12 protein-coding genes and 3 rRNA genes are annotated in these 22,345 nt (G+C 68.3%); 6 read left to right on the forward strand and 9 right to left on the reverse strand.

Annotation, left to right across the window (positions count from 1 at the left end; genetic code table 11):
* Positions 1-94: 94 nt before the first annotated feature.
* A complete protein-coding gene (locus H4F70_RS16090) occupies positions 95-1,915 on the forward strand; it encodes an ABC transporter permease (RefSeq protein ID WP_220471721.1) in 1,821 nt (606 codons plus the stop codon).
* A 491-nt stretch (positions 1,916-2,406) separates the two neighbouring features.
* On the opposite strand, the gene rrf is transcribed toward H4F70_RS16090, so the two are convergent.
* The 9 genes from rrf to H4F70_RS16135 all read right to left on the reverse strand — a co-directional run bounded on the left by rrf (position 2,407) and on the right by H4F70_RS16135 (position 15,592).
* Positions 2,407-2,522, reverse strand: a 5S ribosomal RNA gene (gene rrf / locus H4F70_RS16095).
* Between the two features lie 86 nt (positions 2,523-2,608).
* Positions 2,609-5,753, reverse strand: a 23S ribosomal RNA gene (locus H4F70_RS16100).
* A 349-nt stretch (positions 5,754-6,102) separates the two neighbouring features.
* Positions 6,103-7,626: ribosomal RNA gene (locus tag H4F70_RS16105) — 16S ribosomal RNA — on the reverse strand.
* Together the 16S, 23S and 5S rRNA genes form the textbook arrangement of a ribosomal RNA operon.
* Before the next feature lie 561 nt (positions 7,627-8,187).
* Entirely contained in the window at positions 8,188-9,375 is a 1,188-nt protein-coding gene (locus tag H4F70_RS16110) for a lipid-transfer protein (RefSeq protein ID WP_182357912.1), read from the reverse strand.
* A complete protein-coding gene (locus tag H4F70_RS16115; RefSeq protein WP_235681159.1) occupies positions 9,372-9,830 on the reverse strand; it encodes a MaoC family dehydratase in 459 nt (152 codons plus the stop codon). The genes H4F70_RS16110 and H4F70_RS16115 overlap by 4 nt, the downstream gene beginning before the upstream one ends.
* Positions 9,827-10,852 carry a bifunctional MaoC family dehydratase N-terminal/OB-fold nucleic acid binding domain-containing protein gene (locus H4F70_RS16120; RefSeq protein WP_182360462.1) on the reverse strand — a complete coding sequence of 342 codons (1,026 nt, stop codon included), beginning with the start codon at positions 10,850-10,852 and terminating at the stop codon, positions 9,827-9,829. The genes H4F70_RS16115 and H4F70_RS16120 overlap by 4 nt, the downstream gene beginning before the upstream one ends.
* Positions 10,853-10,869: 17 nt before the next feature.
* On the reverse strand, positions 10,870-12,036 hold the full coding sequence (locus H4F70_RS16125; protein WP_182357913.1) for an acyl-CoA dehydrogenase family protein: 1,167 nt from the start codon (positions 12,034-12,036) through the stop codon (positions 10,870-10,872).
* Positions 12,021-13,130 carry an acyl-CoA dehydrogenase family protein gene (locus H4F70_RS16130; RefSeq protein WP_182357914.1) on the reverse strand — a complete coding sequence of 370 codons (1,110 nt, stop codon included), beginning with the start codon at positions 13,128-13,130 and terminating at the stop codon, positions 12,021-12,023. Before H4F70_RS16130 ends, H4F70_RS16125 begins: the two co-directional genes overlap by 16 nt.
* Before the next feature lie 254 nt (positions 13,131-13,384).
* Positions 13,385-15,592, reverse strand: coding sequence for an acyl-CoA dehydrogenase family protein (locus H4F70_RS16135; RefSeq protein ID WP_182357915.1), 2,208 nt, complete (start codon positions 15,590-15,592; stop codon positions 13,385-13,387).
* Between the two features lie 358 nt (positions 15,593-15,950).
* On the opposite strand from H4F70_RS16135, the gene kstR reads away from it, so the two are divergent.
* The 5 genes from kstR to H4F70_RS16160 all read left to right on the forward strand — a co-directional run bounded on the left by kstR (position 15,951) and on the right by H4F70_RS16160 (position 22,313).
* Complete coding sequence (gene kstR / locus H4F70_RS16140; protein ID WP_182357916.1) at positions 15,951-16,655, forward strand: cholesterol catabolism transcriptional regulator KstR; 705 nt, start codon at positions 15,951-15,953, stop codon at positions 16,653-16,655.
* 189 nt (positions 16,656-16,844) lie between these two features.
* The gene (gene otsB / locus H4F70_RS16145) at positions 16,845-19,394 is read left to right on the forward strand and encodes a trehalose-phosphatase (RefSeq protein ID WP_182357917.1); all 2,550 of its coding nucleotides are present in this window, start codon (positions 16,845-16,847) and stop codon (positions 19,392-19,394) included.
* Between the two features lie 116 nt (positions 19,395-19,510).
* The gene (locus H4F70_RS16150; RefSeq protein ID WP_182357918.1) at positions 19,511-20,488 is read left to right on the forward strand and encodes a metal ABC transporter solute-binding protein, Zn/Mn family; all 978 of its coding nucleotides are present in this window, start codon (positions 19,511-19,513) and stop codon (positions 20,486-20,488) included.
* Positions 20,485-21,390, forward strand: coding sequence for a metal ABC transporter ATP-binding protein (locus H4F70_RS16155; protein ID WP_182357919.1), 906 nt, complete (start codon positions 20,485-20,487; stop codon positions 21,388-21,390). The genes H4F70_RS16150 and H4F70_RS16155 overlap by 4 nt, the downstream gene beginning before the upstream one ends.
* A complete protein-coding gene (locus H4F70_RS16160) occupies positions 21,387-22,313 on the forward strand; it encodes a metal ABC transporter permease (protein ID WP_182357920.1) in 927 nt (308 codons plus the stop codon). Before H4F70_RS16155 ends, H4F70_RS16160 begins: the two co-directional genes overlap by 4 nt.
* The last annotated feature ends 32 nt before the right edge of the window (positions 22,314-22,345 follow it).

Genomic DNA, 22,345 nt, shown 5'->3' on the forward strand with positions numbered 1-22,345 from the left:
CCGCGAACGCTGGCAGCTGTTCATCGGATCGATCCTCACAGTCGGTTTCGGCGTTGCTCTCGTGCAATCGTCGCTTCTGATCCTCTTGGCGGCGGTGGGGTTCGAGCCGGCCCCCGGCCTGGACGCACTCACCCGGGCACAGATGCTCAATAGCTCGATGCTGGCCGTTCCGGTGATCGGAATAACCCTGGCGCTCGGATTGATACTGACCATCGTCATCGTCAGCTCGACGTTCGCGTTCACCGTGTCCCAGCGCAGGAAGGAACTTGGGCTCCTCCGCCTCGCCGGCGCCTCCCGCACCCAGGTACGCAGACTCCTGCTGTCGGAGGCGGCGCTGCTCGGGCTCACCGGTACGGCGGTGGGCATACCGCTCGGACTCGCCGTCGTGCGGCTGCAGTCGTCGATGCTCGTCTCGTTTGACTTCCTGCCGTCCGGCTTCCGCCCCGAATGGCAGAACTGGGTCGTTGCGGTATCCATCGCGATCGGCCTGATCGTCGCGCTCGCCGGCGTGTCGGTGGCGTCGCGCCGGGCAGGACAGGTGCGTCCGCTCGATGCGGTGCGCGACACCGGGGACGAGGCACGCGTGATGACGAAGTCCCGCTGGTTCTTCGGCGTCGCGTTCCTCACCATCGCCGCACTTCTGATCGTCGTTTCGCAGACGCTGGATCCCGGCGGTGCGATGCCGTTGATGATGCTGGTGGCCCTCGCCGCCGCAGTCGGCCTGGCCGAACTCAGCCCTGTCGTGGTCCCACCGGTCGGCCGCGTGTTCGGACTGATTTTCCGGGGCCACCCGACAGCCGAGCTGGCCGCCGCGAATATGCGTGACGGGGTCCGGCGGAGCGCATCGACCGCCGCACCGCTCATCCTGCTCGTCGGTCTGGTGATCGGGCTGCTCAGTACCTCACTTGCGCTGACCACCGCATCCGAGGTGACGTTGCGGCGTGATACCACCGCGGATCTGGTGGCAACCACCCCACCGGACGAAGCGACACGCATCTCGAACGTACCGGGAGTCGCCACGACCTCCGTGGAAACCGACGTCCCGCTTGTCATCACCAACGGCGACCACGGAGAGGACGAGCTCGGCGGAGACGTGCAAGCCGGCCACGCGAGCGTCGTGCACCCGGACGATTTCCGGGAGGCTCACCGGATCCACGCGGTCAGCGGCACCCTCGACGACCTTCACGGTCAAGCTGTGGCACTGGGCCCGGGACGCACAGGCGAACTCGGATTCTCGATCGGCGACACCATCGATCTCCAGATCGGTGATCGCACGATGCAGCTGCCCATCGTTGCCGTAACGCCCATCAAGCCGTACGGCGGCCCGGACCTGCTATTGCCGGCAGGATCCGTACAGCTACCTGCAGGAGCGACGGAGTCTGCCCGCACATTCGTCTCGCTCTCGCCCGGCGCCGACAAGGACACAGTGCAGATCGCCATACAGGAGAGGATCTCCGGCACAGTCACCGATGCCGACGAGTGGGTGCAGGACCAGGCAGCTGCCCAGCAGAACACTCAACTGAAGATTTTCGTCGTGCTGCTGGGACTGTCGAGTCTGTACACCCTGTTCGCCGCAATCAACGCAGTGGTCATCGCGGCTTCGAACCGCCGGCCGGAGTTCGGTGCGACCCGCTTGGCGGGATTGACCAGACGCCAGACGGTGCGGATGGCCGTCCTGGAGTCGGGAGCAGTCGCGGCCATCGGCATCGCCCTCGGCGGGGTGGCCGCAAGCGGGACGATCCTCGGAATGCGGGGTGCACTGGAACGCATGACAGGCGTGGGTGTCGTCGAGATACCCTGGCCGGCGGTCGGGGGACTCGTCGGAGGCGCGTTGCTCGCCGTCGGTCTCGCAAGTCTGTCGACCGCGCGCGCAGCCACACGCGTGAACCCGATCGCTGCGGTGTCGAGCGACTGAACAGCCCGTGCTGTGACGAAGGGCCCCGACCTCGGCAGGGATCATCCTCGCCGAGGTCGGGGCCCAGCTCGATCGCCACGTCCATTGTCGGCCCGCCGAGGACCGGTACACCGAAGAGCACCGTCACGGCCAGCCCTGCGGGTGTGGACAAGGCGTCGGCCGCCGCCAGGCTGTCGCCTTTCACCAGCCGCCGCCCGGGGTCGCTCACTGCGAGCGTCCGCAGGCGGGCCTGGGTGTAGTCGACGACCGTCATCACATCAGGCATTGTCCGTCATCACCGCGGGCGGCGCGCGGTCACCATCGACTCCCCCGACCCGTCACGTCCGGCCCGTACGCCCGGGCGCCCGGGCGCTCCGCCTCCCGGGCGGAACGGGCGGAGCATGAAGGTACCGCCGGCATCCCTCGTAGGCCCGGCACGGCTGCAACACAAACGCCTCGGGCCCGGTCCCCCTTGTCAGGGGGCCGGGCCCGAGGCGCTCTATCAACAAATTGTGCGGCAGTGACCTACTCTCCCACACCCCACGGGTGCAGTACCATCGGCGCAGTAAGGCTTAGCTACCGGGTTCGGAATGGGACCGGGCGTGACCCTCACGCTATAACCACCGCAACACCATGCGACACACACCAACACACACACGGTGCGGGTGTTGCCTCAGACACCGGACAGTGGACGCGAAACACAAGAACATAATTGTGGGTAAGCCTACGGCCTATTAGTACCGGTCACCTCCACCCCTCACAGGGCTTCCAGCTCCGGCCTATCAACCCCATCATCTCTAGGGGGCCTTACCCCACACAGGGGGAAAGAAACCTCATCTTGGAACAGGCTTCCCGCTTAGATGCTTTCAGCGGTTATCCCTCCCGAACGTAGCCAACCAGCAATGCCCCTGGCGGAACAACTGGCACACCAGAGGTTCGTCCGTCCCGGTCCTCTCGTACTAGGGACAGCCTTCCTCAAGTTTCTCACGCGCGCGGCGGATAGAGACCGAACTGTCTCACGACGTTCTAAACCCAGCTCGCGTGCCGCTTTAATGGGCGAACAGCCCAACCCTTGGGACCTACTCCAGCCCCAGGATGCGACGAGCCGACATCGAGGTGCCAAACCATCCCGTCGATATGGACTCTTGGGGAAGATCAGCCTGTTATCCCCGGGGTACCTTTTATCCGTTGAGCGACACCGCTTCCACAAGCCAGTGCCGGATCACTAGTCCCGACTTTCGTCCCTGCTCGACCCGTCAGTCTCACAGTCAAGCCCCCTTGTGCACTTGCACTCAACACCTGATTGCCAACCAGGCTGAGGGAACCTTTGGGCGCCTCCGTTACTCTTTAGGAGGCAACCGCCCCAGTTAAACTACCCACCAGGCACTGTCCCTGAACCAGATCATGGTCCGAGGTTAGAAGTCCGATACGATCAGAGTGGTATTTCAACAACGACTCCACACCGGCTGGCGCCGGCGCATCACAGTCTCCCACCTATCCTACACAAACCGAATCACACACCAATACCAAGCTATAGTAAAGGTCCCGGGGTCTTTTCGTCCTGCCGCGCGTAACGAGCATCTTTACTCGTAATGCAATTTCGCCGAGCCTGTGGTTGAGACAGCAGAGAAGTCGTTACGCCATTCGTGCAGGTCGGAACTTACCCGACAAGGAATTTCGCTACCTTAGGATGGTTATAGTTACCACCGCCGTTTACTGGGGCTTAAATTCTCAGCTTCGCGGCCCGAAAGCCACTAACCGGTCCTCTTAACCTTCCAGCACCGGGCAGGCGTCAGTCCGTATACATCGTCTTACGACTTCGCACGGACCTGTGTTTTTAGTAAACAGTCGCTTCTCTCTGGTCTCTGCGACCACACCCAGCTCCCACCGCACGGGTGTTCACCAGACATGGCCCCCCTTCTCCCGAAGTTACGGGGGCAATTTGCCGAGTTCCTTAACCACAGTTCTCTCGATCGCCTCGGTATTCTCTACCAGACCACCTGTGTCGGTTTGGGGTACGGGCCATGACACCACTCGCTAGAGGCTTTTCTCGACAGCATAGGATCACAGAATCCCCCACACCGGGGTCGCATCACCTCTCAGGCACCATGAGGCACGGATTTCCCTGCACCTCGCCCTACAGGCTTACACCAGTATCACCACTGACTGGCCCTGCTACCTTCCTGCGTCACCCCATCGCTTGGCTACTACCAGATCAGGTCCCACGCATCCACCACACGCCCTGCACCCGAAAGTGCACGACACGGGCTTCAGGATGGTTAGTCTCACTGATTCACCACGGGCGCGATATCACGGGTACGGGAATATCAACCCGTTGTCCATCGACTACGCCTGACGGCCTCGCCTTAGGTCCCGACTCACCCTGGGCGGATTAACCTGGCCCAGGAACCCTTGGTCATTCGGCGGACGAGTTTCCCACTCGTCTTTCGCTACTCATGCCTGCATTCTCACTCGCGCAGCCTCCACGACTAGATCACTCTGCCGCTTCCCCGGCTACACGACGCTCCCCTACCCACCCACACGGCTGCACACCCACCCGCAGGCAGATGCGAACCAACATGTGAGTGCCGCGGCTTCGGCGGTGTACTTGAGCCCCGCTACATTATCGGCGCAGGACCACTCGACCAGTGAGCTATTACGCACTCTTTCAAGGATGGCTGCTTCTGAGCCAACCTCCTGGCTGTCTTCGCAATCCCACATCCTTTCCCACTTAGTACACGCTTAGGGGCCTTAGCCGGCGATCTGGGCTGTTTCCCTCTCGACTACGAAGCTTTTCCCCCGCAGTCTCACTGCCACGCTCTCACACCACAGCATTCGGAGTTTGGCTGACGTCAGTAACCCGGTAAGGCCCATCAGCCAACCAGTAGCTCTACCTCCATGGTGAAACACGCGACGCTGCACCTAAATGCATTTCGGGGAGAACCAGCTATCACGGAGTTTGATTGGCCTTTCACCCCTACCCACAACTCATCCCCTCAGTTTTCAACCTAAGTGGGTTCGGGCCTCCACGACGTCTTACCGTCGCTTCACCCTGGCCATGGGTAGATCACTCCGCTTCGGGTCTAGAACATGCCACTCTGGCGCCCTCTTCGGACTCGCTTTCGCTACGACTACCCCACACGGGTTAACCTCGCGACATGCCACTAACTCGCAGGCTCATTCTTCAAAAGGCACGCCATCACCCACCGCAGACCAAACTACGCGCAGGCTTTGACGGATTGTAAGCACACGGTTTCAGGTACTCTTTCACTCCCCTCCCGGGGTACTTTTCACCATTCCCTCACGGTACTATCCGCTATCGGTCACCAGGGAGTATTCAGGCTTACCGGGTGGTCCCGGCAGATTCACAGCAGATTCCACGGGCCCGCTGCTACTCGGGCACCACGACAAGGCAGACACACAGCTTTCACGTACGGGACTCTCACCCACTACGGCAGGCCATCCCAGACCACTTCCGCTAACCATGTGTTTTCTCCAACTACCCGCCGGCACGGCAGCACCGGCACATCGCAGCCCCACAACCCCACACACACAACCCCTGCCGGGTATCACATGCGCATGGTTTAGCCTCATCCGCTTTCGCTCGCCACTACTCACAGAATCACATATTGTTTTCTCTTCCTACGGGTACTGAGATGTTTCACTTCCCCGCGTTCCCTCCACACGCCCTATACATTCAGGCGCGGGTAACAGCGCATCACCGCTGCTGGGTTTCCCCATTCGGACATCCTCGGATCACAGCTCGGTTGACAGCTCCCCGAGGCTTAACGCAGCCTCCCACGTCCTTCATCGGCTCCTGGTGCCAAGGCATCCACCGTGTGCTCTTACACACTTACAACACAAAGATCAAAGATGCTCGCGTCCACTGTCCAGTTCTCAAACAACACACACACCCACCAGCCCGCCACACCGCACAACCAACCCCGCACAACACCCGGAACCAGCCACACGACACCACCGACGGGCCCGCCGGCGCATCACATCAAGACAACCCACCACACACAAACGCGCAGCGTGTTCCCTCAAAGCCCAACAGCATGCCGACTAGCGCCCCCACCCCACACGACACCCACCACCCACGGCGGGCCCGAACGAGGCTCCTGCAATCAAAGCGCGGCCAGTGTCCACCCATGAGCAACCCCAGACCACACACACGGCGGTCACTGAGGCACTGTAATGCTCCTTAGAAAGGAGGTGATCCAGCCGCACCTTCCGGTACGGCTACCTTGTTACGACTTCGTCCCAATCGCCGATCCCACCTTCGACGGCTCCCTCCCACAAGGGGTTGGGCCACCGGCTTCGGGTGTTACCAACTTTCATGACGTGACGGGCGGTGTGTACAAGGCCCGGGAACGTATTCACCGCAGCGTTGCTGATCTGCGATTACTAGCGACTCCGACTTCATGGGGTCGAGTTGCAGACCCCAATCCGAACTGAGGCCGGCTTTAAGGGATTCGCTGAACCTCACGGTCTCGCAGCCCTCTGTACCGACCATTGTAGCATGTGTGAAGCCCTGGACATAAGGGGCATGATGACTTGACGTCGTCCCCACCTTCCTCCGAGTTGACCCCGGCAGTCTCCTGCGAGTCCCCACCATTACGTGCTGGCAACACAGGACAAGGGTTGCGCTCGTTGCGGGACTTAACCCAACATCTCACGACACGAGCTGACGACAGCCATGCACCACCTGTACACCAGCCACAAGGGAAACCGTGTCTCCACGGCGATCCGGTGTATGTCAAACCCAGGTAAGGTTCTTCGCGTTGCATCGAATTAATCCACATGCTCCGCCGCTTGTGCGGGCCCCCGTCAATTCCTTTGAGTTTTAGCCTTGCGGCCGTACTCCCCAGGCGGGGTACTTAATGCGTTAGCTACGGCACAGAACCCGTGGAAGGGCCCCACACCTAGTACCCACCGTTTACGGCGTGGACTACCAGGGTATCTAATCCTGTTCGCTCCCCACGCTTTCGCTCCTCAGCGTCAGTTACTGCCCAGAGACCCGCCTTCGCCACCGGTGTTCCTCCTGATATCTGCGCATTTCACCGCTACACCAGGAATTCCAGTCTCCCCTGCAGTACTCAAGTCTGCCCGTATCGCCCGCACGCCCACAGTTAAGCTGCGAGTTTTCACGGACGACGCGACAAACCGCCTACGAGCTCTTTACGCCCAGTAATTCCGGACAACGCTCGCACCCTACGTATTACCGCGGCTGCTGGCACGTAGTTGGCCGGTGCTTCTTCTGTACCTACCGTCACTTCCGCTTCGTCGGCACTGAAAGAGGTTTACAACCCGAAGGCCGTCATCCCTCACGCGGCGTCGCTGCATCAGGCTTGCGCCCATTGTGCAATATTCCCCACTGCTGCCTCCCGTAGGAGTCTGGGCCGTGTCTCAGTCCCAGTGTGGCCGGTCGCCCTCTCAGGCCGGCTACCCGTCGTCGCCTTGGTAGGCCATTACCCCACCAACAAGCTGATAGGCCGCGGGCCCATCTCACACCGCTACATAACGCTTTCCACCACACCCCATGCGGCATGTGGTCCTATCCGGTATTAGACCCGGTTTCCCAGGCTTATCCCAGAGTGCAAGGCAGATCACCCACGTGTTACTCACCCGTTCGCCACTCGAGTACCCCCGAAGGGGCCTTTCCGTTCGACTTGCATGTGTTAAGCACGCCGCCAGCGTTCGTCCTGAGCCAGGATCAAACTCTCCGTTGAAAGATCAACAACCCGCCGCCCGCCGACACCACCACACACAGCAGCAGCACCGACACCACGACGAATCAGTCAAATCACATCGAGAAATCCACTAGCAAAACAAACCTAGCTTCAAAAAACATCGAGCCGCACCTCCCGACAGGGAATGGAAGACACGACCCGCAAACAGCCACACCCTGCCACAAAGACAAGGCATGACATGCCAAAAAATTTTGGCACTGGCATTCATCGACACACTGTTGAGTTCTCAAAGAACACGCACAACCACCACCACCCGGAACACTCCCCGGCGAACTGCGGCCGCACCTGCTGGAAACACCGTAGCACACTCGCAAGCGCACCGCCCCCAGCCCCTTCCGGGCTTGGGAGCTGCTCTCGCCGCTCCGGCCCGACCAAAGTTACGCCCACCCCCACCCAAACACAAATCCCCAGGTCAAGACGGTCCGCGGAACCATTCCGCCGCCCAGGACCACGCAGGCGAACCGCCGGCCACGGCGCAGAAAGACGGGCCCCGCACGGCGCGAACGCCGTGCGGGGCCCGTCAGGACCGTGCAGCCCCGGCTATGCCCCCAGCACCAGGCCGGAGGTCGGCACGCCGGTGCCGGCCGTGACGAGGACGTGCGCCGCGTCGTCGACCTGGTTCACCGAGGTTCCGCGGATCTGCCGCACCCCCTCTGCGATGCCGTTCATCCCATGGATGTAGGCCTCGCCCAGTTGCCCGCCGTGCGTGTTCAGCGGCAGCGCGCCGCCGACCTCCAGCGCGCCGGATTCGCGGACGAAGTCCTTGGCCTCGCCCCGGCCGCAGAAACCGAGGTCCTCGAGCTGCATCAGCACGTACGGCGTGAAGTGGTCGTAGAGCACGGCCACATCCATGTCCTGCGCACTGAGGCCCGACTGCTCCCACAGCTGCCTGCCGACGAGCCCCATCTCGGGGATGCACGCCAGGTCCGGCCGGTAGTAGCTCATCATCATGAACTGGTCGCGCGCGCTGCCCTGCGCGGCTCCAAGGATCGAGACCGGCTTCTGCGGCAGGTCCTTGGCCCTCTCCGCCGAGGTCACTACGATCGCGATGCCGCCGTCGGATTCCTGGCAGCAGTCGAGCAGGTGAAGCGGGTCGGCGATCATCCGCGAGTTCTGGTGGTCCTCGAGGGTGATCGGCTTGCCGTGGAAGAAGGCATTCGGGTTGACGGCGGCGTGTTTGCGGTCGGTCACCGCGATCCGCCCGAAGTCCTCGCTGGTCGCGCCGTATTCGTGCATGTACCGGCGGGCCATCATCGCGACGGTGCCGGCGGGCGTGCTCAGGCCGTGCGGGTAGGAGAACGCATAGTCGGCGCCTCCCGAGTCGACACGCTTGACCAGCCCGGTGTCGACCTGCCCGAACCTCTTGCCGGAGCGCTCATTGAACGCCCGGTAGGCCACGACCACGTCGGCCACACCGGTGGCCACCGCGATCGCCGCCTGCTGCACGGTGGCGCAGGCCGCACCGCCCCCGTAGTGGATCCGGCTGAAGTACTTCAGCTCCGGGATGTCCAGCGCGCGGGCGATGGCGATCTCCATGTTCGTGTCCATGGTGAACGACACGAGCCCGTCGACGTCCGCGGGCGTGAGCCCCGCGTCCTCGACAGCGAGACGGATGGCCTCGGACGCCAGGCGCAGTTCGCTGCGCCCGGAGTCCTTGGAGAAGTCGGTGGCGCCGATCCCCGCGATCGCGGCGGCACCGGAAAGCGCCCCTCCTGACTGCGCGCTCATGCGCCGGCTCCCTTCTCCGCGGTGCCGTCCATGACCAGCGTGACCGTCGAGGTGATGTGCTTGCCCAGCGCGTCGGCGCCGGTCACCGCGAGGGTGACCAGGCCGTCATCGCCGACAGATTCGACCGTGCCGGTCAAGGTCAACGTGTCGTACGCGTACCAGGGCACGCCCAGGCGCAGCGAGATCGACCGGATGACGGCACGCTGCCCCGCCCAGTCGGTGACGTACCGCTGCACCAGCCCGGTGTCGGTGAGGATGTTGACGAACATGTCCTTGGACCCGCGCTGCTGCGCCCGGTCGCGATCGTGGTGGACGTCCTCGAAGTCGCGCGTCGCCAGCGCCGACGCGACGATGAACGTGGGCGTGCCCTCGATCTTCAGCTCGGGCAGCACGTCACCGGCCACCACGGCGGGCGGCGCTGCAGGGGGTGCCACCACGGGAATGCTGGGGCTCATCGCTTCTCCTTCGCTGCTCCGTCGGCGGGACGCCACGCGTACAGCGTCCATGCCTCGCGCCCCGACGCGTCCGGATCGTCGGGGAAGTCGAGGAAGTCCACTTCGACCGGCTGCCCGATGGCCACCGCGTCCGGATCGACGCCGCGCAGCTCTCCGAGCATCCGCACGCCCTCTTCGAGCTCGACGAGCGCGATGACGAACGGCAGCTGCCGCCCCGGCACCTTGGGGGCGTGGTGGACGACGTGGCTGTACACCGTGCCCCGCCCGGAGGCGACGACGTAGTCGGTGGTCTCCCCCTTGGGCTTCCACAGCGCGGGAAGCGGCGGGTGCTGCAGCGTCCCGTCCTCGAGCTTCTGGATGCGCAGCTCGTGCGCGGCGACGCCGTCCCAGAAGAACTCGGTGTCGCGGGAGGCCTGCGGGCGCATCATCTTCGTGCCGTCGAGGTCATCGACGGGATCGCCCGAGGCCGAACGCGCCGCGGCCGGCCCGTCCTGCGCGCCGGCATCCTTTGCCGGCGGGCGGAACTTGAGGATGCGGAACTCCATCTCGGCCACGATGTCGCCGGCGGCGTCGCGCCAGTAGTTGCGGGTGGTGAAGAACCACCCCTCGCCCAGCCCCGTCTTCTTGGGGCCGACGACGTCCTCGAGCACCGACTCGATGGTCACCTCGTCGCCCGGCCGCAGGTAACGGTGGTACACCTGGTTGCAATCGGTGGCGACGACCGACGTGAAGCCGGCCTCGTTGAGGATGTCGGTCATCCGGCCGAGCGGGTCGTCGGCCTCACGCACGGCACCGAGCCCGCGCATCGTCCACACCTGCGCCATCGCAGGCGGGGCGACGATCCCGTCGTGCCCGGCGGCCCGCGCCGCGGCGTCGTCGACGTAGATCGGGTTGCGGTCGCCGATGGCCTCGACCCAGTTGTTCACCATCGGCTGGTTGATCGGGTCGCGGCCCTTGCGCCGCGCGCTGCCCCCCTCGTCGCGCACGCGCTGCGCGGCGTCGAGGATGTCCTGGTCGGTCATGTGCGTCTCCTGTGCGGTCACCGGCGCGACACCTTCGGCAGTCCGAGCCCGGCGGTGGAGATGAGGTCGCGCATGACCTCGTTGACGCCGCCGCCGAACGTGATGACGAGGTTGCGCTTGGTCTGCGCGTCCAGCCAGCGCAGCAGGTGGCCGGTGTCCGGGTCGGCGGGGTCGCCCCAGCGGCCCACGACCTCCTCGGCGATCCGCCCCATGCGCTGGACCTGCTCGGTGGAGAACACCTTGGTGGCCGAGGCGTCGGCCATGTCCAGGTCGCCGGTGCCCGCCGCCACCTGCCAGTTGAGCAGCTCGTTGAGCCGGTAGATCGCGCGGATCTCGCCGAGCGCCCGCTGCACGTCCGGCTGGGACGCGAGCAGCGCTCCGTCCGGCCCTTCGCGCTTGGCCCACTCGCTGACGTGGTCGTACAGCCCGCCGATGCGGCCGCACGGCCCCAGCATGACCCGCTCGTGGTTGAGCTGGGTGGTGATCAGGCGCCAGCCCTTGTTCTCCTCGCCCACCAGCATCGAGGCGGGCACGCGCACGTCCTCGTAGTAGGTGGCGTTGACGTGGTGCGCGCCGTCCGCCGTGATGATCGGCGTCCAGGAGAACCCCGGGTCCTTGGTGTCGACGATGAGGATCGTGATGCCGCGGTGCCGGTCCTCCACGGTGCCGGTGCGCACCGCAAGCCAGATGTAGTCGGCCTGGTGGCCGCCCGTGGTGAAGATCTTCTGGCCGTTGATCACGTACTCGTCCCCGTCGCGGACCGCGGTGGTGCGCAGCGAGGCGAGGTCGGTGCCCGATTCCGGCTCGGTGTATCCGATGGCGAAGTGCACCTCGCCGGCGAGGATCGCCGGCAGGAACTTCTTCTTCTGCTCGTCGGTGCCGTACTTCTGCAGCGTCGGGCCCACGGTCTGCAGCGTCACCGACGGCAGCGGCACGTCCGCGCGCACCGCCTCGTTGGTGAAGATCTGCTGCTCGATCTCGCCGAAGCCCTTGCCGCCGAACTCGGTGGGCCAGCCGACGCCCAGCCAACCGTCGCGGCCCATGCGGCGGATGACGGTCTCGTACGCCTCACCGTGACGGTCGGTGAGCATCGCCTCGGCCTCGTCCGGCGAGATGAGCTTGGAGAAGTACTCTCGCAGCTCCGCCTGGAGCTTCTTCTGCTCGGGGGTCAGATCGATGAGCATGCTGCCTCCACACCCAGGTCGCGGGCGCTCAGTGCGCCCAGGATGGTCAGACGGGACGCCGGGCCGCCGACGAGACGCACCAGGTCCTTCGTCTGCTCGTAGTACAGGTGCGCCGCGTAGGTGACGTCGGCGCCGAGCCCTCCGTGCATGTGGCTGCACTGCTGCATGGCCACCGGCAGCCGCTCGGCGAGCCAGTACGCGGCGACGGATGTGTCCTCGGCGGCGTCGAGACCTTGCGCGATCCGCCAGCACGCCGACGTCGCCGCCAGTTCGAGGGTGCGCGCGGTGACGTAGGAGTCGGCCACCTGCTGCGACACCGCCTGGAAGGCGGCGATGGGCTTGCCGAACTGTTCGCGCGTGCTCACGTGCTGCGCGGTGAGGTTGGTCATGCCCGTGCCCAGGCCGGCCGCCTGCGAGGCGAGCGCGGCCAGCGCGATCCGGTACACGTCCGCCACCGGCGCGCCGGTGAGCATGGCGCCCGCGTCGACGCGCACGCCGTCGAGCACCATCGTGCACTCCGGCGCGAGCGACGAGGTGACCGTGCGGGTCAGCGTGACACCGTCCGCCCCGGGCGCCACCACGGCGACCCCGGCGGACGTCGGCACCAGGATGAACGCCGCCTGCTCGGCGTAGCGCACCCCCACCTTGCGGCCGGTGACGACGTACTCGTCACCGTCCGCGGCGGCCGTCGTGGCGGGCTCGGCGGGCATCGGCGCCCCCGGCTCGTTCAAGGCCGCGGTGAGGATCGCGCCACCGGGAACCCCGGCCAGGAAACGCTGCGCGTCCCCGCCGAGGGCGCGCAGCGGCAGCACGCCGAAGCCGAGGGTCTCCAGCACCGGTGCCTGCGCCGCGTGCCGGCCGACCTGGTCGAGCAGCACCCCGATCTCCGCGATGCCGAGCTCGTCGCCGCCCAGCGATTCCGGCAGCGGCAGCGAGAGCACGCCCTCGTCGGCGAGCCGCTTCCACAGCGTCTCGTCCCACACCGGCGATGTCCTGTCCATGGCGGCGAGGGCCTCGGCGCTCGCCGCCGTCTGCAGCACCGCGGCGGCCACCTCGGCCACCGCCTGCTGCTCACTTCCCAGAGTGAAGTCCACCTGAAAACCGTCCTATCGAACTAAGTGGAAGCATGTGTCACGAACTTTTCCGGCACGATGTCATGCGTTCTCCGTCACAAGGTCGCGATCCGTTGCGGAACAACATCACGCTCCGTCCCGGCGCACCGCGCGGGACGGGACCATGGCGCCGGCACCCGCGTGCGTACTGATACTCCGGCTCGCATTGAAACACCGCCGGGCCCGCCGGGGCACGCGCCGGGCCCGCTGTCCGGTAGCGGCGAGTGGCGGAGCGCTCACCCGCGCGGCAGGCCCAGCAGGCGCTCGGCCGCGACGGTGAGCAGGATCTGCTCGGTGCCGCCGGCGATCGACAGGCACCGGTGGTGCAGGACCTTCTTGATCTGCGGGCCCCACACCGCGCCGCGCACGCCCGCGATCTCGAGCGCGGCGTCGGCGAGCGCCTGGCGGTGCCGCACGCCGATGATCTTGCGCACGCTCGATCCGGGCCCGGGGTCCTGTCCCTCGAGCGCACGGATGGCGGTGCGCAGTCCCAGCAGCGATCCGGTGGTGGCCTCCCCGACCTGCGCGCCCAGCGTTTCGAGCTCAGTGTCGCCCAGCGCTCCGGCGGCCCCGCGGACCTCGGCGATCAGCCCCTCCATCTCGTCGCCCATCGCCGAGCCGCCGCCCATGGCGACACGCTCGTTGGCGAGCGTGGTGCGCGCCAGGCGCCAGCCGCCGTTCACCTCGCCCACCACGCACTCGTCGGGGACCACGACCCCCTCGAGGAACACCTCGTTGAACAGGGCGTCGCCGGTGATCTCGCGGAGCGGGCTGATCCGGATGCCCGGCGACTGCATGTCCACCAGGAAGTAGGTGATGCCCTTGTGCTTGGGCGCGTCCTTGTCCGTGCGGGCGAGGCAGATCGCCCAGTCCGATTCCACTGCCAGCGACGTCCACACCTTCTGGCCGTCGAGCTTCCATCCTCCGTCGACCCGCTCGGCGGTGGTGCGCAGCGCGGCCAGGTCCGAGCCGGCGCCCGGCTCGGAGAACAGCTGGCACCAGGAGATCTCGCCGCGCAGCGTGCCGGGGACGAAGCGCTCGATCTGCTCGGTGGTGCCATGCGCGATGATCGTGGGCGCGGCCCACGCGCCGATGACGAGGTCGGGGCGGTGCACGCCCGCCCGGTCGAGCTCTTCGTCGATGAGCACCTGAGCGCCCGCCGACGCGGCCCGCCCGTACGGCTTCGGCCAGTGCGGGGTGAGCAGGCCGGTTTCCGCGAGTTCCGCGCGCTGCCGATCCTCGGTGAGCGCGGCGATCTTCTCCGCCTCGGCGCGCACCTCGGCGCGGCCCGCCTCGGTGGCCTCGTCGAGCTCGAGGCGCAGCGTGCGACGCGCCCCGGCCAGCGTCAGCTCGGCCACCCGACGGCGCCAGGCCGCCGATCCGCCGAGCACCTGACGCAGGCTCAACGCCCGGCGGAAGTACAGGTGCGCGTCGTGCTCCCAGGTGAACCCGATGCCGCCGAGCACCTGGATGCAGTCCTTCGCGTTGTCCACGGCGCAGTCCAGCGCGGCGGCCGCGGCCACCGCTGCGGCGATCGCCTGGTCGCCGCCGTCCTCCGCCGCCGCGCCCTCGTCGGCGGCCACCGCCGCGTCCCATGCGACGGCGCGCGCCTGCTCGGCCCGGCACAGCATCTCGGCGCAGAGGTGCTTGACCGCCTGGAACGTGCCGATGGGCCGGCCGAACTGCTCGCGGATCTTCGCGTACTCGACCGCGGTGTCGAGCGTCCACCCGGCGACGCCGGCGGCCTCGGCGGCCGCGAGCGCGGCGAAGAGGTCGCGCACCAGCCCCGCGCGCAGCCCGGACAGGACGCGCCCGGCCGGCACCGCCACCGCCTCGCAGCGCACCGATGCCAGCGGCACGGAGAGGTCCGCCGCCTGCTGCCGGTCTGCGTGGACCCCCGCGGCGCCGGCGTCGATGAGCGCCCAGGTCTCGCTTGCAGCGGCCTCGGCGCCGGCGTCGGTTCCGGCCACGCGCACGAGGACGAGCCCGTCCTCGTCGTACCCGTAGACCAGTCCGGCGTCGCCCGTCAGCGACAGGCCGCCGTCCGGCGCGGCCGCGGCGGGCACGGCGGCCGCCTCCACGGCGAGCCCGCAGGTGCGTTCACCGGCGGCGAGCGCGGGCACCAGCTCGTCGGCGGCCGGCCCGCCCGCCCGCGCGAGCACCAGGCCGGCGAGCGCCCCGGTGAGCACGGGCCCCGGGGCCAGCGCCGCCGCGGCCGATTCGAGCATCGCCGCGAGGTCGGCGGTGGTGCCGCCAGCTCCGTCGAGTTCCTCGGGCAGCGCCACCGACAGCACCCCCAGGTCCGCCATGGCGGGATACAGCGTGCGCCACAGGCGCGGATCCTCCTCGGATCGCCGCACGGTCTCCAGCGGCGAGGCCGAGCGCGCCCACGCGCCGATGGAGTCCTGTACCGCCTGTTGTTCCGCGGTGGTCGCGATGGTCACGGTTCCTCCTGGCCGGTCATTCGTCGAGATCCGCTCCATTCTGGGTGCAAACCGCCCGGGAACGGTGCGGCAGGCTCGATCAGTGGTCCGCGACGGGCGGTGGTGCACGCGACGCCGACCGCTGCACGGATCGAGACAAATCCTCGCCCAACCTTAGAACGTGTTCTAATATGTGGAGTCAGTAGGGTCGAGATCACCTCTCGACCTCCCGGAGAGTGGTACACCGGTTGACAACCCGGCGCGTCGAACATCCGCGGCCTCGACGGCGCGGCTGCCGCACGCAGGCCCGATGCGGCGCGCAGGGTCGATACACAGTGCCGACGTCCCACACGGCCACACGGATATTCGAGGTAGTCCCATGGCAAGCAGTTCCCGCACCACCGCCCGCGACGGAGTCATACCGACCCTGCGCGACGACGACCTGAACTCCAACGCGCAACGGGACCGGCGCCGCCGCATCCTCGACTCCACGCTGGCGCTCGCGTCCCGGGGAGGATACGACGCCGTGCAGATGCGGGCCGTGGCCGATCGGGCGGACGTCGCGGTGGGCACTCTGTACCGCTACTTCCCATCCAAGGTGCACCTGCTGGTCTCGGCCCTGGCACGCGAGTTCGAGCGCATCGACACGAAGACCGATCGCCGCATGCCGGCCGACCTGTCCACGCAGGAGCGCCTGGAGTTGATGATCGGCCAGATCACCACGGTGATGCAGCGCGATCCGCTGCTGACCGAGGCCATGACGCGCGCATTCATGTTCGCCGACGCCTCGGCGTCCGCGGAGGTGGCGCGCGTCGGTGAACTGATCGACCGCATCTTCGCCCGCGCGCTCACCAACTCCGAGCATCCCACGGAGTATCAGCTCAACGTCTCCCGCGTGATCTCCGACGTGTGGATGTCGAACCTGGTCGCCTGGCTCACCCGGCGCGCCACGGCGGTGGACGTGGCCGACCGGCTCAAGCTCACCATCCGGCTGCTCATGGGCGACCGGGCCGACGCGGTGGACCCCGCGACCGGCGGCGCCACGGTCACCGCGGACGACGCCGGGGCGCAGGGCGCCCACTGATCCGCGCCGGCATGATCCGCGCCGGTCTGATCCGCCGGCGGTGATCCGGCACGCACCGGGTCCGCGGCACCGACGGCCGCGCACCCGGTGGCACTAGACTTCGGCTGCACGGACCGCACGTGTCCGCCGGAGGCCGAACCCGGCGGGCGCACGCGGTCACCCCGCTCCCGAAAGCCCAGGACCGCCGCTGTGTCATCCCTGCCCGACGACCTCCGACGCTCGCTCACCTCGCTGGCGCGCGCGCCGCGGCTGCTCGTCGCGTCCGACTACGACGGCACGATCGCGCCCATCGTCAACAACCCCGTCGACGCGCGTCCGCGCCCGGAGTCGGTCACCGCCCTGCGCAACCTCGCCACGCTGCCCGGCACCGTGGCGGCGGTGATCTCCGGCAGGGCCCTGCGCGACCTGGCCACGCTGTCGCGGCTGCCGTCCGAGGTGCACCTGGTGGGCAGCCACGGCTCCGAGTTCGACATCGGCTTCCTCGAAGAGATCGATGCGTCGGCGCGCGCCCTGCTGGGCCGCGTCGTGGACGCCCTCCAGGACATCGCCGACGGCACGCCCGGCGCCGCCGTGGAGGTCAAGCCGGCCAGCGCGGCGCTGCACGTGCGCAACGTGGCCGACGCCCACGCCGCGGACGCCGCCGTGCATTCCGCGCGCATCGGGCCTGCGCAGTGGTCGGGGGTGCAGTGCACCGAGGGCAAGGCGGTGATCGAGCTGTCGGTGGTGACCACAGACAAGGGCGACGCGCTCGACATCCTGCGCCACCGGGAGGGCGCGTCGGCCACCGTGTTCCTCGGCGACGACGTCACCGACGAGAAGGCGTTCCGCCGCCTGCACGGGCCCGACGTGGGCATCAAGGTGGGGCCCGGCCCCACCGGCGCGCACTTCCGCGTCGACGACACCGAGGACGTGGCCCGGGTGCTGGCGTTCCTGCTCGAGCAGCGGCGCGCGTGGCTGCTGGGCGCGCACGCCACGCCCATCGAGCGCCACACCATGCTGGCGTCGCCCGACGCGAAGGCGCTCGTCACCCCCACCGGGTCGATCAACTGGCTCTGCCATCCGGACCCCGACTCCGCCGGGCTGTTCTCGGCGCTGCTGGGCAGCGATTCCGCCGGACACTTCACCGTGTCCCCCGAGCGCGGCGGCCTGCCTCTGAGCCAGGAGTACGTCGACGGCACGATGACGGTGGAGACCCGGTGGGCGTCGCTGCTGGTGACCGACTACCTGCCGCACGACGTCCCGCGCGGCCGCGTCAACCTCACCCGCGTGATCACCGGGACGGCGCCGTGCCGCGTCCACTTCGCGCCGCGGCCGGAGTTCGGCCAGGTGCGGGTGCAGATCGAGGCGGACGGCGACGGGCTGCGCGTGCAGGGCACCAACGACCCGATCGTCCTGCGTTCCCCGGGGGTCCGCTGGCGCATCGTCGGCGACGGGCTCCAGCAGTCCGCGGAGGCCGTCGTGGATCCGTCCGGCACGCCGGTGGTGCTCGAGCTGCGCTGCGGCACCGACGACCTGTCCGCCGCGCCGCGCCCCGAGGCCGAGGTCCGCGCCGAGGCGGAGGACTACTGGCGCACGTGGGCGCAGTCGCTCGCGTTGCCGCCGCTCAAGCCGTCGCTGATGAAGCGCAGTGCGCTGACGCTGCGCGGCCTGGTGCACGCGGACACCGGGTCGATCATGGCCGCGGCCACCACCTCGCTGCCCGAGGAGATCGGCGGGGTCCGCAACTGGGACTACCGCTACTGCTGGCTGCGCGACGCCTCGATGACGGCGTCCGCACTGGTCTCGGTCGGATCGCTCGGCGAGGCCGCCGGGCTGCTCGACTGGCTGCACCGCGTCCTGGACACCTTGTCCGGCCCCGAGCGCCTCAACCCGCTCTACACCCTCGACGGGACGTGGCTCCCGCCCGAGGCGGTGCTCGACTCGCTGCCGGGGTACGCCGGTTCGCGGCCGGTGCGCGTGGGCAACGCCGCCAATCAGCAGGTGCAGCTGGACGTCTTCGGCCCCATCACCGAGCTCATCGCCGACCTCGCACGCGCCCGCCGTGCCGCCGGCGCCGACGACGCGGCGGCCCTCACCGACCGCGACTGGTCGCTGGTGCGCGCGATGACCTCGGCCGTCGCGCTGCGCTGGACCGAGCCGGACAACGGCATCTGGGAGATCCGCGGCGCCCCGCGGCACCACGTGTACTCCAAAGTCATGTGCTGGGTGACGATCGACCGTGCGCTGGCGCTCGCCGCCGACTTCGGCCGCGAGGCCGAGGCCGATTGGGAGTCGCTGCGCGCCAAGATCGCCGACGACGTGGTCGAGAACGGCTGGAGCGGGCAGGCCCACTCCTACACCGCGGCCTACGACGGGGTGGACCTGGACGCCGCGTCGCTGTTCATCGGCCTCTCGGGCCTGCTCGACCCGGCCGACCCGCGCTTCGCCGCCACCGTCTCGGCCACCGAGGCCGTGCTGCGCAGCGGGTCGACGGTGTACCGGTACCGCTCGGACGACGGCCTGCCCGGCACCGAGGGCGGCTTCCACCTGTGCGCGGCGTGGCTGGTGGAGGCGTACCTGCTGGTGGGCCAACGCAGCCAGGCGGAGGCGCTGTTCAACCAACTCGTCGCCGCCGCGGGCCCCACCGGCCTGCTGCCCGAGGAGTACGACCCGGTGGCCGAGCGCGCGCTGGGCAACCACCCCCAGGCGTACAGCCACATCGGGCTCCTCCGCTGCGCGCAATTGCTGTCCGCGCAGTAATCCTCGTCGCACCGCCGCGTGCCCGGAAGCTCCCCTGCGCTACTCTGTAATGACAATCGTTTGCATCAAGCGATCCGTCCGGGAGTCGTCGCAGGCGGGGAAGGGAGGCCGCGCGCATGCAGTTGCACCGCCGCGCCTCCGGCGCACGCGCCCGCGGACTGCGCGCGGCCGCGGCGGCGCTCATCGCGTTCGCCGCGGCGGGATGCGCCTCCTCCACGGTCTCCCCCGCCGACGACGGCCGCATCTCCGTCGTCGCCTCCACCGCGGTGTGGGCCGCGATCGCCGAGCAGATCGGCGGCCCCACGGTGGTCGTGCAGGAGATCGTGCCGCGGGGCCAGGATCCGCACGAGTTCCAGGTCACGCCCGCCGATGCGCTGACGGTGGACCGCGCCGACGTGCTGCTGGCGAACGGCGGCGGCTACGACGCATTCTTCACCTCGCTCGTCCACGGCGTCTCCGCCTCCGCGCCCGTGATCGACGCCGCGGCGCTGCACGCCGGGCAGCCGGAAGCCGACGGCAGCGAGCACGGACACGGGCATGGGCACAGTGACGGCAGCGGCCACGGGCACGGGGCGATCAACGAGCACCTGTGGTTCGACCTCGGCACCGTCGACGCGGTGGCCGACGACCTCGCAGGGCGGCTGGCGACGATCGCGCCCGCCGACGCCGAGGCGTTCCACGCCCGCGCCGACGCGCTGCAGGCGCAGCTGCGCTCGCTCGAGGACAGGTCCGCCGCCATCGCCGCGGGCCGCCCCCGGCCCGTCGTCGCCATCGAGCCGGTGGCCCACTACCTGCTGGCCGGCGCCGGGATCGAGGACCTGACCCCGCCCGAGTTCGGCGAGGCGATCGAGCACGGCTCCGACCCGGCACCTGCGGTGATCGCGCACCTCACCGCACTGCTGTCCGGCGGCGAGGTGTCCGCGCTGGTCTACAACACGCAGACCGACAGCCCCTCCACCGAGGCGATGCTCCGCGACGCCCACCGCGCCGGCATCCCCGTCGTCGAGGTCGCGGAGTCCCCGCCCGACGGCGTGCCCTACATCGCATGGGTGGACACGATCCTCACCGCACTGGGAAAGGCGACGGCCCGATGACCGCACTCCCCGCCACCGACGGACTGACCGCTCCGCACCCCGCTCCCGCCCTCGCCCTGCGCGGCGCCGCGCTGGGGTTCGGCGACCGCACGTTGTGGTCCGGGCTGGACCTCACGGTGCGGCCCGGTGAGTTCATCGCTGTGCTCGGGCCCAACGGGTCCGGCAAGTCCAGCCTGCTCAAGGTGCTGCTGGGGCTGCAGCCGCTCAGCCACGGCGCGGCGGAGGTCGCGGGCCGGGCCGTCCGCACCGGCAACGACAGGGTCGGCTACATCCCCCAGCAGAAGATGATCGACCCCGGCACCACCGTGCGCGGGCGGGACATGGTGGGCTTCGGGTTGGACGGCCACCGGTTCGGCGTCGGGCTGCGCGGCAGGCACAGGCGCCGGGAACGGGTCGACGCCGCCCTCGCCGAGGTCGGCGCGAGCGCCTACGCAGACCGGCCGATGGGCGTGCTCTCCGGCGGCGAACAGCAGCGTCTCCGCGTGGCCCAGGCGCTGTGCGGCGACCCGGCGGTGCTGCTGTGCGACGAGCCGCTGCTCAGCCTGGACCTCGCCAACCAGCAGACCGTGGCCCGGCTCATCGACCGCCGGCGCCACGACGCCGGCACCGCGGTCCTGTTCGTCACCCACGAGGTGAATCCGATCCTGCCGATGGTCGACCGCGTCCTGTACATCGTCGACGGCCGGTTCGCCGTCGGCACGCCCGACGAGGTGCTCACCTCCGAGGTCCTCACCGACCTGTACCGCACCCCGGTCGACGTGCTGCGGGTGCACGGGCGGGTGGTCGTCGTCGGCGCCGCCGACGCACCCCTGGACCCGCACTGCCAGGCCTCCCCGCTGGCGCCGGACGGGCCGCCCGACGCCGGTTGGACGGCGACGACAGGCACGGCGGTCCCCCGATGAACGACAAGCTGACGCAGCTGATCGACAACCTCTTCGCCTTCGAGACCACCGGCGCCCTGCTGCAGATGGACTTCGTGCGCAACGCGCTCATCGCCGCCGCCGTCATCGGTCTCGTCTCCGGCATGATCGGGCCGCTCATCGTCACCCGGCAGATGTCGTTCGCCGTGCACGGCACGTCCGAGCTGTCCATGGCCGGCGCCGCGTTCGGGCTGCTGTTCGGCATCGACGTGGGCGTGGGCGGCCTGGTGGGCGCGGTGGTCGCCGCGGTGGCCTTCGGCCTGCTCGGCACCCGCATCCGCGAACGCGACTCGGTGATCGGGGCGATCCTGGCGTTCGGCCTGGGCCTGTCGGTGCTGTTCATCTGGCTCAACCCCGATCGCACGTCCAACAAGTTCTCCCTGCTGGTCGGCCAGGTGGTCAGCGTCGACACCGCGGGGATCTCGCTGCTGGTGTGGTCGGCAGTGGTGGTCCTGGCGGTGCTCGCCATCGTCTACCGGCCGCTGTGGTTCGCCAGCGTCGACCCGGACGTGGCCGCCGCCCGCGGGGTGCCCATGCGGATGCTGTCGATGGTGTTCGCGGTGCTCATCGGCATCACCGCTGCCATGGGCGTGCAGATCGTCGGCGCACTGCTCGTGCTGTCGCTCCTGATCACCCCCGCCGCGGCCGCCGCCCGCATCACCTCCAGCCCGCTGCGGGCCACGGTGCTGTCGGTGGTCTTCGCGGAGATCTCCGTGGTGGGCGGCATCATCCTGTCGCTGGCTCCGGGAGTGCCCGTGTCCGTGTTCGTCACCACCATCTCGTTCGCGATCTACGTGGTCTGCCGGTCGGTGGCCGCCGTGCGCGGCCGCCGCGCCCGCATGCACCGGCGGCCGGAGCCCGCCACGCCGCTGTCGGCCGAGGATCCCGAGTCGGTCCGCGCCTGACCCGCCGAGTGGGGCGTTCTTCGGTGATCTGC

This window comes from Tomitella gaofuii (assembly GCF_014126825.1).
Classification (GTDB): domain Bacteria; phylum Actinomycetota; class Actinomycetes; order Mycobacteriales; family Mycobacteriaceae; genus Tomitella; species Tomitella gaofuii.